Here is a 13,278-nt window from a genome sequence, read left to right as displayed (position 1 = left end):
TACGTACTGCGAGTTTCACCCCAACGAGTAGGCGCGCGGGGTGAATCCGGGGTGCGTGAGGGGCGCATCCGGTTGATCGCCTGCGCCGCTGATCACGGTCGACCTACGGTCGGAACGCGGCTGTGGGGAGGATCGAAGTGATGGCGGCAGAGGACGCCCGGCCCGGCTGGGAACAAGGGCTGGTCCGGATCTGCGACCTGGCCGGGAGGCCGAGGGGGGCGGGGTTCGCGGCGGACGAGCTCGGCACGGTGATCACCAGCCACGAGGCCGTCGACGGACAGGACGGGCTCGTGCTGCACGCGTCCGGGGAGCGGAGTCGCGTCGTCGACGCCGCGCAGATCGTGCCGCTGCCGTCCGTGGGCCTCGCGCTCGTGCACGCGCCGGGGCTGGAGGCGCGGCCGTTGCCGGTGACCGTGCGGGAGACGGTCGGGACCGGGGCGTACGTGACGATCGCGGCGCACGGCTGGCGGCAGGCGCGGGTGCTCGGCGAGTCGGCGCGGGCGGTGTACGCGGTGCAGGGGCGGGCCCAACTGCTCACCGGCGTCCTGGAGTTGGCGGTCGGCACCGACGGGAGCGATGCGCTGCGGGCCGGCGGGGGAGCGGCCGGCGGGCCCGTCGTGGACGCGGAGACGGGCACGGTCCTCGCGGTTCTCGGCACGGCCCTTCAACCGGAGGTGTACGGCTTCGGGGCGCCCGGGTCCGGGGAGTTCGGTCCCGAGTCCGGCTTCGGCGGGCCGGGGTTCGCGACCGGCGTCGCGCCCGGGTTCACGGCCGGGTTCGGAGGGCCTGAGTCCGGCTTCGCGGCCGGGGCCGGGGGGACCGGGTTCGACGGGGTCGGGGGCGGGCCCGGGGCCGAGTCCGGCTTCGCCCTCGGCTTCGGAGGGGCCGGTTTCGTCGGGGCCGGGTCCGGGGGCGGTGCGGGGGACTCGGCCGTGGTGCTTCGGGCGCCGGGGCTCGCCGTGTCGCTGCGGCGCGCGGCGGCGGCCGACCCGGGCGGCCCGCTGGCCGAGCTGCTCGCCCGCAACGCGGCGACGGTGCCCGCGTACGGGCCCGATCTGAACCTGGCCGGGGTGCTGCAGCTGACGGCCACGTCGGTGGGGTCGGACGGGCCGCGCGAGGAGGAGCGGATCGTCGAACGGCCCGACGTGGAGCGGGAGTTCACCCGGTTCCTGGAGCAGCGGGGGGACGCGGCGCCGTCGGTGCTCGCGCTGGTCGGGGCGCCGGGCAGCGGGCGTACGACGGAACTCGCGGCCCTCGCCCGCCGCCGGGCCCGGGGCGCGGAACCGGCGCCGACGCTGTGGCTGCGCGGCGCGGGGCTGTGGGCGGACGACGCGTCGGTGGCGGACGCGGTGGCGCGGGCCCTGGAGGACGCGGGGCGGATCGTGGCGGCGTCGACGGGGGCGTCCACGAGGGCGGGCACGGGGGCGGGCGCCGGCAAGGCGGCCGAGGCGGGCCGGGGTGCGGGCGGGGCGCTCGGGGACATTTCCGTGGACCGGGTGACACGGCTCGTACGGGCCGCCGGCCGGCCGCTGCTGATCCTGCTCGACTCGCCGGAGGAGATGCCGCCCGTCCTGGCCCACCGGCTCGCCGAGTGGACGTCGGGCAGCGCGCAGTGGCTCCGCGAGACGGGCAGCCGCCTGGTGATCGCCTGCCGCAACGAGTACTGGGAACAGGCCGGACTGCTGTTCCCGGAGGGCGAGTTGTACGGGTCGGGCCGCGTGCGGGGCCCGGTGGGGGAGCTGGGCGCGGGGGAGCTGCGGGAGGTCGGGTTCGCCGAGCAGGCGGTCTGGGTGGACCCGGCCGGGGTGCCCGGCGCCGTCGGCGCGTCCGCGGCCCGTGCCGCCCGCCCGGCACGTGGCCTGCCCGCATGCGTGCTGCTCGGGCCGTTGGACGACGCCCAGGCCGGGCAGGCCCGCAGGGCGTACGGGATTCCCGGCGGGGCCGTCAGCGAAGTGGACGCCGGACATCCGCTGGCCCTGCGGCTGCTCGCCGAAGTCCGCGCCGCCGTCGGCGGGGACCCGGAGGGGCGGCCCGCGCGGGACGAGATCCTCGGGGCGTACCTGGACCTGATGTGTCTGCGGGTGGCCGTGCGGATCGCCGTGCCGCACCACGTGCGCGGCACCGCCGTGCGGCGGCTCGCGGCACAGGTCGCGGGGCGTGTGCACGACGCGGCCAGGCGGTGCCTCGGGCCCGGACAGGGCGAGCTGGACCGGGAGTCGTTCGAGGAGGTGTTCCCGTGGTCCAGCGGGTTCGCCTCGGCCGTGCTCACCGAGGGGCTGCTCGTGCCGGCCGGCGGCGGCTACCGGTTCGCGCACGAAGAGCTGGCCGACTGGATCCAGGGCGCCCACCTCGACCTGGACGGGGCGCTGCACGCGCTGGTGCACCGGTGGCGCGAGGACGGCGGGTCCGGCGGGCGGCCACTGCCCGTGCCGCGGCACCGGATCGGGCCCGTGGTCGAGGCCCTGCTGCTGCTCGGCCGGCAGCAGGGCAGCGCCCAACTCGGCACGCGGCTCGCCGAGTTGATGGCGGCGTACGACGACCTCGCGGAGGCACATCCCGAGCCACGGGGTGTACGTGCCGGGAGCGGTGGCGTACGTGCCGGGACCGGGGGTGCTGCTTCGCGGCAGCAGGACGACGCGCGGTGGTGGTCCGTGCGGCTGCTGTCCGAGGTGCTGCGCAGGGTGCCGGACGCCCGCCCGTATCTCGGCGTGCTGCGACTGATCGCCGACCGGATCGCGCGGCGCGGCGCCGGGGGCGGGGCGCTGGGCGACGGCTTCGAGGTGTTCGGGCCCGCGTACTGGCGGCGGCTCGCGCTGCCCGAGGCCGACCGGATGGACCTGCTGCGCCGCCTCGTCGTCGCCGACCCGGAGCCCGGCGGCGGGCCCGCGGGCGCGGGCGGCCACGGGACGGGCGGCGGCGAGCGGTTCCTGGACGCCGTCGGGGAGTGGCTGCGCGAGGACCCCCGGACCGTGCAGCCGCTGCTCACGCAGTGGTTCACCGACGAGCGGGCGCTGTACGGGGCGCCGGACGCGACCGTCGCGCGCGCCGCCCAGGCGCTCCTGCACACCCACCGGCACCGCTCCATCGACGAGCTCACCGAGGCCCTCGTCGACTCCTCGCACCGGCGCGGGGACGAGCTGCTGGCCGCGCTCGCCGAGGAGGAGCCGTCGGCGGTCTGCCGGGCCGTCGAGCGGTGGGTGCACGACCCGCGCACGGACCGGCGGGTCGCCGCGGCCGCCTGCGCGCTGCGCACCGCGCCGTACGTACGCGCGGAGGCGGACCGCGCGCTGCTGCGGTACGCGGCGCTCGCGCTGCTCGCCCGGCCCACCGACTGCGCCCTGCACGGGGCGGCGCTCGCCCTGCTCGTGCGGGACCCGCAGACCCGGGACCGGCACCTGCCGCTCGCGCTGCGCCGGTTCGCGGCCGGGGACCCGCAGCTTCCGGCGAGCGCGCTCGCGGTGGCGGTCGGCACGCACCCCGAGCCGGTGCTCGCCGCGTTCGAGGAGCGGCTGCGCGAGCCGGGCCCGGTCTCCGGCGAGGTGCTGCGGGCGCTCGCCGAGGTGACCGCGCCCGAGCTCACCGGCCGCGTCGCGGAGCTCGTACGGGACTTCCTTGAGGTGCGGCCCGAGGCGGCGCGGGAGGTCGCCGAGCACGTGGCCCGGCGGGCCGACCGGGGCACGCGCGAGGCGGGCACCGCGCACGCCTGAGCCCGAACCGCGGGGGCGCGGGCTCAGACGTACGGCCGATGCGTACGTCCGAGGTGGGACATGGCACTCTTAGAGCTGCGCAATCAACAGGACGTAATCGGGTTCGGCGAGGAGCAAACACCGTGCAGCGCTGGCGTGGCTTGGAGGACATCCCCGAGGACTGGGGGCGCAGCGTCGTCACCATCGGCTCCTACGACGGGGTGCACCGCGGGCACCAGCTGATCATCGGGCGTGCCGTGGAGCGGGCCCGGGAGCTCGGCGTCCCCGCCGTCGTCGTCACCTTCGACCCGCACCCGAGCGAGGTCGTGCGCCCCGGCAGCCACCCGCCGCTGCTCGCGCCGCACCACCGGCGGGCCGAGCTGATGGCCGAGCTCGGGGTCGACGCGGTGCTCATCCTGCCGTTCACCGCCGAGTTCTCCCGGCTCGCGCCCGCCGACTTCGTCGCGAAGGTCCTCGTCGACCAGCTGCACGCGCGCGTGGTCGTCGAAGGCCCCAACTTCCGCTTCGGCCACAAGGCCGCCGGCGACGTCGCCCTGCTCGCGGAGCTCGGCGGCACGTACGACTACGAGGTGGAGCTCGTCGACCTCTTCGTCAGCGGCGAGGCCGGGGGCGGGGCGCCGTTCTCGTCCACGCTGACCCGGCGCCTGGTCGCCGAGGGCGACGTCCAGGGGGCCGCGGAGATCCTCGGACGGCCGCACCGCGTCGAGGGCGTCGTCGTGCGCGGCGCGCAGCGCGGCCGCGAGCTCGGCTTCCCCACCGCGAACGTCGAGACCCTGCCGCACACCGCGATCCCCGCCGACGGGGTGTACGCGGGCTGGCTGCACGCCGACGGCGAGCGGATGCCCGCCGCGATCTCCGTCGGCACGAACCCGCAGTTCGACGGCACGACCCGCACCGTCGAGGCGTACGCGATCGACCGCGTCGGCCTCGACCTGTACGGGCAGCACGTCGCGGTCGACTTCCTCGCGTTCGTCCGCGGCCAGCAGACGTTCGACTCGATCGACGGCCTGCTCGTCGCGATCGCCGACGATGTGAAGCGCTGCAGGGAACTCCTCGAGAACGCCTGACAGTTCCCGGTCCCTCGGCCGACGGCCGGCCCGCGATTCTCCTGTGCCGTGACCGGTGCTGCCGGTGCGGGCGGTCGACCCGCGCCCCGAGCCCCGCGCGCTTTGGCGGTCAAGGGCGGCCGCCCCTCCGTGCGCTCGGTGTTTCCTGTCGCCCCTCCGGGGGCCCGCTTCGCCCCGGCACCGGTCCGCTGCCGTGTGCCGTGAGCGGCGGTGTGTGTGGGGGGGGGAGCGGGCCTTGCGGGGGCCCATGTTCTCCCTCGCGGTGCTCGGCGTTCGGCGGCTGACATGCCCTCGTGGTGGCCTTGGCCCGGCGAGCGGGGTGCACCCTCCCGTGCCGTGGCCGGGGAGGAGCGGCCGCGGGGGCTGCCTCAAGTGCCGGGTGCCTTCGGCGGGTTGTCCTCGCGGGCTCGGGTGGATCGCCACGTGCTGTCGGTTGGGCGGCCCCGGGGCGGCGGCGGTCCGCCGCGTCCGGTTGAGCCGGTTCGCCCCGCAGGGCCCGTGGCGTCCCGTTGGTGCGGGGAGCGGCAGTCGGGGCCGGGTGGGGTTCCCGTGGCCTCGGGTGTGGCGGCTTCGGCCCTTCGTGCAATTGCCGAACTGCGTTTCCCCGTACGGGAATTGAGGCATCCTCAGGGGACAGCGGCGGGGGCGGAGGGGGAGCTGTGGCGCAGGATGCGTGGGCGGGGACGTCGCAGCGGGACGTCCTGGTCGCCCGATGGGTGCAGGAGCGGCTCTCCGTGGGCGGCGGCCCCGAGTCCCGGCACCCCCTGCTGCTGCTCGGCGGGCGCGGCTCGGGGAAGAGCACTCTGCTCGCCCACCTGAAGTGGCTCGGCCAGCACACCCACACCGCGCACGTCGACCTGGCCGGGTTCGACGACGGGCAGCGCGGCACCGTGGACGTCCTCACCGAGGTCGCCTTCCAGCTCAGCGCGGCCACGCCCAGCTTCCCCGGGCTGCGGCTGCCCGCCTCCGGAGTGCTCGCGCTCGCCCTCGCCGTCGAGACCGACCCGGGCAACCGGGCGCGTGCCGTGCAGCAGATCCGTACCGCGCTCGACGAGGGGCGGGCCGAGGAGGAGGAGCTCGGGGCGCTGCTGACCACCCTCCTGGAGACCGCCGCGTCCATGGCCGGGCTGCCCCCGCTCGCCCTCGCCGGGCTGCACCTGGTGCGCGGCGGCCGCAAGGTGTGGGGCATGACGCGCGCCAAGCAGCGGCTGCGGCGCGCCATCAACCGGCTCGGCGACCGCCCGCCCGCCTCCCCCGAGGAGTTCCTGGTCAGCCTCAACCACGGCTTTCGGCACGGCAGTTCGGCCCAGCGCGCCGAGGTCGAGGACGTCATGACGCGGGCCTTCCTCACCGACCTGGAGCAGGCCTACGCCGACGACGAGGAGCGCACCCTGCGCTGTCTCGTCCTGCTCGACGACGTCGACAACACTCTCGGCGACGCCTTCCTCGAAGCCCTCGACGCCGCCCGGCAGGCCCGCCGTACCCCCGACCCGCTCGTCCTCGTCGCCACCGCCCGCTCCCGCCCCCGGGCCCTGGAGAACCGCGAGCCGGGACTCGTGCCGCACGGCGCCTACCTGGAGTGCTGGCGCCGCTCCGAGGACGGCGAGGCGTTCGTGCCGCGGCGGATCGGCGGGCGGCTCGACGTGGCGCAGCTGCGTCCCCTCGACCGGGACGAGGTCGGCGAGTTCGCCCAGCGCGTCGTCACCACCCTGCCGCGCCCCGCCGTGCACGGCGTCTCCCGGCCCGCCGCCTGGCTCGGCCGCGTCCTGTACGAGCTGACGGGCGGTCAACCGCTGGCCACCGCCGCCGCGTTGACCTCCCTCGCCACCACCTTCGAGCCGGACGAGCCGGTCGTCCACCGCATCCGGCAGGTGTTCGCGTCCGACGGCCGGCACGCCGTCGCCCGGGAGGTGCTCGGCCGGCTCCTCGGCGAGAGCGCCGCCGCCGACCGGCGGGCCCTGCCGCGCGCTGCCGCCCCCGTGGCCCCCGGGCAGGCCGTCGCCGCCGGAGTGCTGTGGGGCAGCAGCACCCACCTGCGCGAACGGGTCGCCGAGGCCGCGCGGGACGACCTGCGCACCGAGACCGCCCTCGTCGACGGCGAACACGTCGCGGTCCTGCCGCGCGTCGTCCGCCGCCTCCTGCTGCACGAACTCGCCCGCGAGGAGGGCGACGAACGCGCCCGCACCTGGGCATGGACGTACGAGACGCTGCGCGTCGCCGCCGCCGGGCCCGAGGGGACGGGCGCGCTCCGCGACCTCGCGTACTGCCGGCTCGCCGCCGGCGACGTGGCCGGGGCGGCCCGGCTGCTGCACGACGCGTTCCAGGAGGTGCGGGCCGGCACCCGCGAGGCCGACGACTGGTGCCGGGCCCTGTCGTGGGTGCAGCGCGCCCCGCACCGCCGGCTGCACACGGTGACGGACGCGGGCGCCGAGTACGAGCAGCGCTGCGCCGAGGTCGAGGCGGACCTGCCCGAGGAGCAGCACCCCGTGGCCCGCCTCCTGGTCGCCGGACAGCTCACCCTGCATCCCGCGGCCGACCCGTACGCCGAGCTGTGGTCCGACCCGCTCGGCGACCCGCTGGCCGAGCTGCACGGCGTGATCGTGGAGCAACTGGAGCGGCTGCGCGGCCAGTTGCGGGGCTTCAGGCAGTGGCAGACGCTCGACGACCGCATGCGCCTCTACCGGAAGGAGCCGTGGTGACCGACCCGCAGTCGTCCCCGCCGATCCCGCCCTGGACGCCGCCGACCGCGGCCCGGTCCCGCTGGTGGTACGCCCGCTGGGGCCTGCTCGCCGCGGCGGTGCTCGCGTACGGCGTGTACTTCTTCGCCGGTGACACCTGGGGCACCCGCGCGTACGCCTTCGACCGGTGCGCCGAGGGCGTGTGGGAGGCGGGGCCCGACGACGAGTGCGTGGGCGTCACGGACGGGGAGTTCTCGTACGACGACTCCCTCGACGACATCACCGCCAAGATCCGCGCGGCCAACCAGGACGTCGAGGATTCCAAGAAGCGCTGGGTGACCGTCGCCTATGTGCACCCGTTCACCATCGGCGCGGGCGACAAGGACGACAACGCGGCGCTGCAGGAACTGGAGGGCGCGTACGCCGCGCAGGACGAGCTGAACAACCGGCAGGGCATCGTGCCGCGCATCAAGCTCCTGATCGCCAACACGGGCGCGGACGGCAAGCAGTGGGAGCCCGTCGAGGAGCTGCTGTCGGAGCTGAAGGAGGACCGCGAGCACCCGCTGGTCGCGGTCACCGGCTTCGGCCCCTCGTACAAGGCGACGCGGCACCTCGTCGACGCGCTCAGGGAGGCCGGGCTGCCGATGGTCGCCGCGACGTCCACGGCCGACGACCTCGCCTCGAAGGAGCCCGGCTTCTTCCGGGTGAACAACCCCAACGAACAGCAGGCATCCGCGATCGTGCGGCACCTCAGGGACGCGCAGCGGAAGGCGAAGCCGGGCGCCTACAAGGTGGCGATGATCAAGGACCGGAACACCGGCGAGGCCTACAGCAGATCCCTCAGCGAGGGCTTCGAGGAACAGGCGCAGCGCCAGGGCCTGCGCCTGGAACCGCTCGGCCTGTCGTACGAGGCCGGGGCCCCGGCCCTGCCGAACGCGTTCGGGTCGATCGCCGAACGGGTCTGCCAGCACCGGCCGGACGCCGTGTACTTCGCGGGGCGCGGCCGGGAGCTGCGCCGGTTCATCACCGCGATGAGCGTCACCGGACGGCAGTGCGGCGTCACCGTGTTCACCGGCGACGACGCGGTGAGCATCTACGCCGACGGCATGGAGAGCGAGGAGAAGCTGGCCGAGCTCACCAAGGCGTGGAAGGTCAGCAACGTCGAGGTCAGCTTCACCGCGCTCGCCCACCCCGACATGTGGACCGGCGACGGCAAGGGCTACCCGAAGGGCGCCGACCCGTTCCCCGCGTTCGCCGAGCGCTACCGCGAGCTGACCGGACGCGGCGCGGACAAGCTCGACGACGGGCAGGTCATCGCCGTGTACGACGCGATGCTCGCCGTCGGGAAGGCCGTCCGCGAGGTGTGGACGCCCGAGCCGTCCGACAAGTCGGCCCAGGGGAAGGGTGGTTCGGGCGCGGAGCTGCCGTGGCCGCCGAAGGAGCCGCCCGCGCTCGCCGTCCGTCAGATGCTGCTGCAGGTGGGCAAGGGCAAGGAGGTGGGCGGCCTGAGCGGGCTCATCCAGTTCGGCGAGGACGGCAACCCCGTGGCGAAGGAGCTGCCGCTCGTCGACCTGCTGCCGTCCGGCGAGTTCCGCTTCAACAAGCTGGAGAAGCCCCTGGGCCCGGCCCGCTGACGGCCCGCGCCGCCGCCCAGTGGCAGGCCGCCTGCGTACGGTGGTCCGCCGAGAGCACCGGCAGGTCCTTCGTACGGCAGTCCCCGGCGACGCCCGCGCGTTCCGCTTCGCCGGAGGCGAGGATCTGGCAGCGGGCGTGGAAGCGGCAGCCGCCGGGGATACGCGTCGGGTCCGGCGGCTCCCCGGTCAGCACCACCGGCTCGCCCGGCGCCTCCGGCAGCACCGACAACAGGGCCTGGGTGTACGGGTGCTGAGGTGCCGTCAGCACTTCCTCGACGGTGCCGGTCTCCACGACCCGGCCCAGGTACATCACCGCCACCCGGTCCGCGATGTTCCAGGCCAGGCCCAGGTCGTGCGTGACGACCAGGGCGGACAGGCCGAGGTCCCGGCGCAGCGAAAGCAGCAGCGCGAGGATCTCGCCGCGCACGGACGCGTCCAGGGACGCCACCGGCTCGTCCGCGACGATCAGTTCGGGGTCCAGGACGAGCGCGCCCGCGATGACGACGCGCTGCCGCTGCCCGCCGGACAGCTCGTGCGGATAGCGCTGGAAGAACCGCTCCGGCGGGCGCAGTCCGGCCCGCGCGAGCGCCTCCGCGACCTTCGCCTGCTCGTCGCCCCCGTAGCCGTGCACGCGCAGGCCCTCCGCGACCGCCTCGTACACGGTGTGCCGGGGGTTCAGGGAGCCGCTGGGATCCTGCAGGACGAGCTGCACGCGGTTGCGGTACGCCTTCAGGGAGCGGGTGTCGTACGACAATGGGGCGCCGTCGAACGACACCTGGCCCGCGGTCGGCTTCTCCAGGCCCAACAGGGCGCGGGCCAGGGTCGTCTTGCCGCAGCCGGATTCGCCGACGAGGGCGACGATCTCGCCCTTGTCGAGGTTCAGCTGGACGCCGTCCACGGCTCGGGCCGGGGGAGCTCCCCGGCGGCCCCGGAAGGTGACCCTCAGGTCGGTTGCACTGAGCAGGGTTGACTCGGTCATCGTCGGCCTTTCAGTTGCCCGGCACCGGGGCGCTGTGCCCACCCGTTCCGCCCTGCGGAACGCCTGCCCACAGCGAGGGATGGGAGGGAGCGATGGTGCCCCGACAGGGGCGCGGGGCTGTGACATCAGCGGCTCCGCCGCGGGGCGCGAGCAGCCACGACGGGGCGGCAGCCGAACGACGGCCGGGGCACGGGGCGGAGCCCCGGGAGCCGTCCACTGCGGACGGCACGCGGAGCGGTTGGGGATCACGCATGGATGCAGGCTGCCCTCCAGCCGTCCTCGCCCCGCAGCTCCTGGTCCTCCCGGGCGCAGCGGTCCTCCGCCACCGGGCAGCGGGGGTGGAACGTGCAGCCGGGCGGGAGGGCCGTCGGGTCCGGGGGGTCGCCGGCCAGGCCCTGGGGGGCGTGGCGGGAGGCGGGGTCGCCGATGCGGGGGAACGCCGCCGAGAGGGCCTTCGCGTACGGGTGGCGGGCGGCGGCGTAGACCTCCGACGCCGGGCCCTCCTCCACGACGCGGCCCGCGTACATCACCGCGAGCCGGTCGCAGGTGTCGGCGAGGACCGCCAGGTCGTGGCTGATCATGATCAGGCCGACGCCCTGCTCGGCCACCAACTCCTCGATCAGGCGCAGGATCTGGGCCTGGATCATCACGTCGAGCGCCGTGGTGGGCTCGTCGGCGACGATCAGCTTCGGGTCGCAGGCCAGCGCCATCGCGATCATCACGCGCTGCCGCTGCCCGCCGGACAGCTCGTGCGGGTACGCCTCCGCGCGGGACGCGGGCAGGCCCACGTGCTCCAGGAGTGCGGCGACCCGCTTCCGTACGCCCGACGGCGGGGCCGTGCCGTGGATCAGCATCGGCTCGGCGATCTGGTCGCCGATGCGGTGGACCGCGTTCAGGGAGTGCATCGCGCCCTGGAACACGATGGACGCGCCCGCCCAGCGCACCGCCCGCAGCCGGCCCCACTTCATGGCGAGGACGTCCTCGCCGTCGAGCAGGATCTCCCCGGAGAGCTTCGCGCCCGCCGGGAGCAGCCGAAGCAGGGACAGGGCGAGCGTGGACTTGCCGCAGCCGGACTCGCCCGCGATGCCGAGCTTCCGGCCCGCCTCCAGGGTGAGGTCGACGCCGCGCACGGCGGCGGCCCCGGTGCCGTATGTGACCGTGAGGCCCTTGATGTCGAGCAGTGGTGTGGTGGTCGACGGTGCGCTGGTCAACGGGACGCCCCCAGCCTCGGGTTGAGCACGGACTCGACGGCGCGGCCGCAGAGCGTGAAGGACAGGGCCACCAGGGCGATGGCGATACCGGGCGGCATCACGTACCACCACTTCGTCGTCGCGCCCGAGTCGCGGGCGTCCTGGAGGAGGCCGCCCCACGACGTGACCGTCGGGTCGCCGAGGCCGAGGAACGCGAGGGTGGCCTCGGTGAGGACCGCCGAGGAGATCACCAGGGTGGTCTGGGCGAGCACCAGCGGCATCACGTTCGGCAGCACGTGCCGGGTCATGATGTGGCTGTGCCCGCCGCCGAGCGCCTTCGCGCGTTCGATGTACGGGCGGGACTCCACCGCGAGCGTCTGCGCGCGGACCAGCCGGGCCGTCGTCGGCCAGGTGGTCACGCCGATCGCGAGGATGATCGTCCAGATGGAGCGGGACAGCACACTGGCCAGGGCGATCGCCAGGACCAGGGTCGGCATCACCAGGAACCAGTCCGTGATCCGCATGATGACGGTCGCGTACCAGCCCTTGTAGTGACCGGCCGTGATGCCGATCAGGGTGCCGATCGCCACGGACAGCGCGGCGGCGAGGAAGCCGACCGTGAGCGAGAAGCGCGCGCCCCAGATCAGCAGGCCCAGCATGCCGCGGCCGTCCTTGTCGGTGCCGAGCGGGAACTCCGAGCTGGGCGCCTCCAACGGCAGGCCCGGCGCCTTCGTCACGCTCTGCACGTCCGCCCCGACGAGCAGCGGCGCGAACAGCGCGAGGAGGACGAACAGGGCGAGCGCGCCGAGCCCGAACAGGCCCGCCCGGTGCGTGCGGTACTGCCGCCAGAAACGGACCACCGAGCGGCGGCGGCGCTCCCGGGCGAGGGCGCGCGGGCTCTTCGCGGCGACGGTGTCCTGCGTACGCGTGTCGGTGTCGGTCGTGGTCATCGGCCCACCCGGGGGTCGAGCAGCGGATAGATCAGGTCGGCCAGGGTGTTCATCAGGATCACGCCGGCCGCGAACACGAAGAACAGGCCCTGCAGGAGCGGGAGATCGGGGATCGACAGGGCCTCGTAGAACAGCCCGCCGAGGCCCGGCCAGGAGAACACCGTCTCGACCAGGATCTGGCCCGCGACCACATGCCCGAGGTTCACGAACAGCAGCGTCACCGTCGGAAGCAGCGCGTTCGGCACCGCGTGCCGGCGGCGTACGAGCGCGTCCCGCAGGCCCTTCGCGCGGGCCGTCGTCAGATAGTCGCTGCCCATCTCGTCGAGCAGCGAGGAACGCATCACGAGCAGCGTCTGCGCGTACCCGACCGCGACGAGCGTGACCACCGGCAGGACCATGTGGTGCGCCACGTCCAGGGCGTGCGCGAGGCCCGTCGAGCCGTCGCCGGTCTCCATCAGGCCCGTCGGGAACATCCCGGGGATGAAACCGACGCCGACCGCGAAGACGTTGATCAGCATCAGGCCCAGCCAGAACGACGGCACCGAGTAGAGCGTCAGCGACAGCCCCGTGTTGAAGCGGTCGCCGAGCCCGCCGTTCCGCCACGCCGAGCGGGTGCCGAGCCACACCCCGATCAGCGAGTACAGGACGAAGGCCGTGCCGGTCAGGAGCAGCGTCGCCGGGAGCCGGTCCCAGATCAACTCGCCGACCGGGTCGTGCAGTTGGTACGAGTTGCCGAAGTCGCCGCGCAGCGCCTGGCCGCAGTACTGCGTGAACTGCTCCCACAGCGGCTTGTCGATGCCGAACTGGCGGCGCAGCGCCTCAAGTTGCTCGGCGGACACGGCCCGGCCGTGCGTGATCGTACGCACCGGGTCGCCCGGGATGATCCGGAACAGGAAGAAGCTCGTCACGAGCACGGCGAACAGCGACACCGCCGCGCCGAGCAGCTTGCCCGCCCCGTACCGCAGATAGGCGACGGTGTCACGGGCGCGCGGCCCGCGGGCCGACGGCCCGGCCGCAGCCGGGCCGTCGGGGTCCGCGAGCGCGGTGGTACCGGTGGAGGCGTCGGTCATGTG

At 74.9% G+C, this 13,278-nt stretch carries 8 protein-coding genes; 4 read left to right on the top strand and 4 right to left on the bottom strand.

Annotated elements, in window-relative coordinates; all coding sequences use genetic code 11:
* Positions 1–140: 140 nt before the first annotated feature.
* From ACIDOF_RS33605 to ACIDOF_RS33590, 4 genes are all read left to right on the top strand, one after another.
* Positions 141–3,707, top strand: a complete 3,567-nt coding sequence (locus ACIDOF_RS33605) for a serine protease (RefSeq protein WP_409009998.1) — start codon at positions 141–143, stop codon at positions 3,705–3,707.
* A gap of 122 nt (positions 3,708–3,829) precedes the next feature.
* Positions 3,830–4,774, top strand: coding sequence for a bifunctional riboflavin kinase/FAD synthetase (locus ACIDOF_RS33600; protein WP_409009997.1), 945 nt, complete (start codon positions 3,830–3,832; stop codon positions 4,772–4,774).
* A 659-nt stretch (positions 4,775–5,433) separates the two neighbouring features.
* Positions 5,434–7,473 carry a hypothetical protein gene (locus tag ACIDOF_RS33595; RefSeq protein ID WP_409009996.1) on the top strand — a complete coding sequence of 680 codons (2,040 nt, stop codon included), beginning with the start codon at positions 5,434–5,436 and terminating at the stop codon, positions 7,471–7,473.
* Entirely contained in the window at positions 7,470–9,086 is a 1,617-nt protein-coding gene (locus ACIDOF_RS33590) for an ABC transporter substrate-binding protein (protein ID WP_409009995.1), read from the top strand. The genes ACIDOF_RS33595 and ACIDOF_RS33590 overlap by 4 nt, the downstream gene beginning before the upstream one ends.
* Here the strand turns inward: ACIDOF_RS33590 and ACIDOF_RS33585 are convergent.
* From ACIDOF_RS33585 to ACIDOF_RS33570, 4 genes are all read right to left on the bottom strand, one after another.
* Positions 9,049–10,065: an ABC transporter ATP-binding protein gene (locus ACIDOF_RS33585; protein ID WP_409009994.1), complete on the bottom strand. Its 1,017-nt coding sequence runs from the start codon at positions 10,063–10,065 to the stop codon at positions 9,049–9,051. The genes ACIDOF_RS33590 and ACIDOF_RS33585 overlap by 38 nt on opposite strands.
* A gap of 245 nt (positions 10,066–10,310) precedes the next feature.
* Positions 10,311–11,276 carry an ABC transporter ATP-binding protein gene (locus ACIDOF_RS33580; protein ID WP_409009993.1) on the bottom strand — a complete coding sequence of 322 codons (966 nt, stop codon included), beginning with the start codon at positions 11,274–11,276 and terminating at the stop codon, positions 10,311–10,313.
* Positions 11,273–12,205 (bottom strand): ABC transporter permease, encoded by a 933-nt coding sequence (locus tag ACIDOF_RS33575; protein ID WP_409009992.1) that lies wholly within the window; start codon positions 12,203–12,205, stop codon positions 11,273–11,275. Before ACIDOF_RS33575 ends, ACIDOF_RS33580 begins: the two co-directional genes overlap by 4 nt.
* Positions 12,202–13,275 (bottom strand): ABC transporter permease, encoded by a 1,074-nt coding sequence (locus tag ACIDOF_RS33570; RefSeq protein WP_409009991.1) that lies wholly within the window; start codon positions 13,273–13,275, stop codon positions 12,202–12,204. Before ACIDOF_RS33570 ends, ACIDOF_RS33575 begins: the two co-directional genes overlap by 4 nt.
* Positions 13,276–13,278: the final 3 nt, after the last annotated feature.

Origin of the sequence: Streptomyces sp. Da 82-17, from assembly GCF_046098215.1 — a bacterium.
Classification (GTDB): Bacteria; Actinomycetota; Actinomycetes; order Streptomycetales; family Streptomycetaceae; genus Streptomyces.
This window is presented reverse-complemented; position numbering and strand designations above follow the sequence as displayed.

Bases quoted from the DNA above. Each gene is read 5' to 3' on its own strand.
- ACIDOF_RS33575 (WP_409009992.1), bottom strand. From the start codon at position 12,205: ATGACCACGACCGACACCGACACGCGTACGCAGGACACCGTCGCCGCG.
- ACIDOF_RS33605 (WP_409009998.1), top strand. From the start codon at position 141: ATGGCGGCAGAGGACGCCCGGCCCGGCTGGGAACAAGGGCTGGTCCGG.
- ACIDOF_RS33585 (WP_409009994.1), bottom strand. From the start codon at position 10,065: ATGACCGAGTCAACCCTGCTCAGTGCAACCGACCTGAGGGTCACCTTC.
- ACIDOF_RS33570 (WP_409009991.1), bottom strand. From the start codon at position 13,275: ATGACCGACGCCTCCACCGGTACCACCGCGCTCGCGGACCCCGACGGC.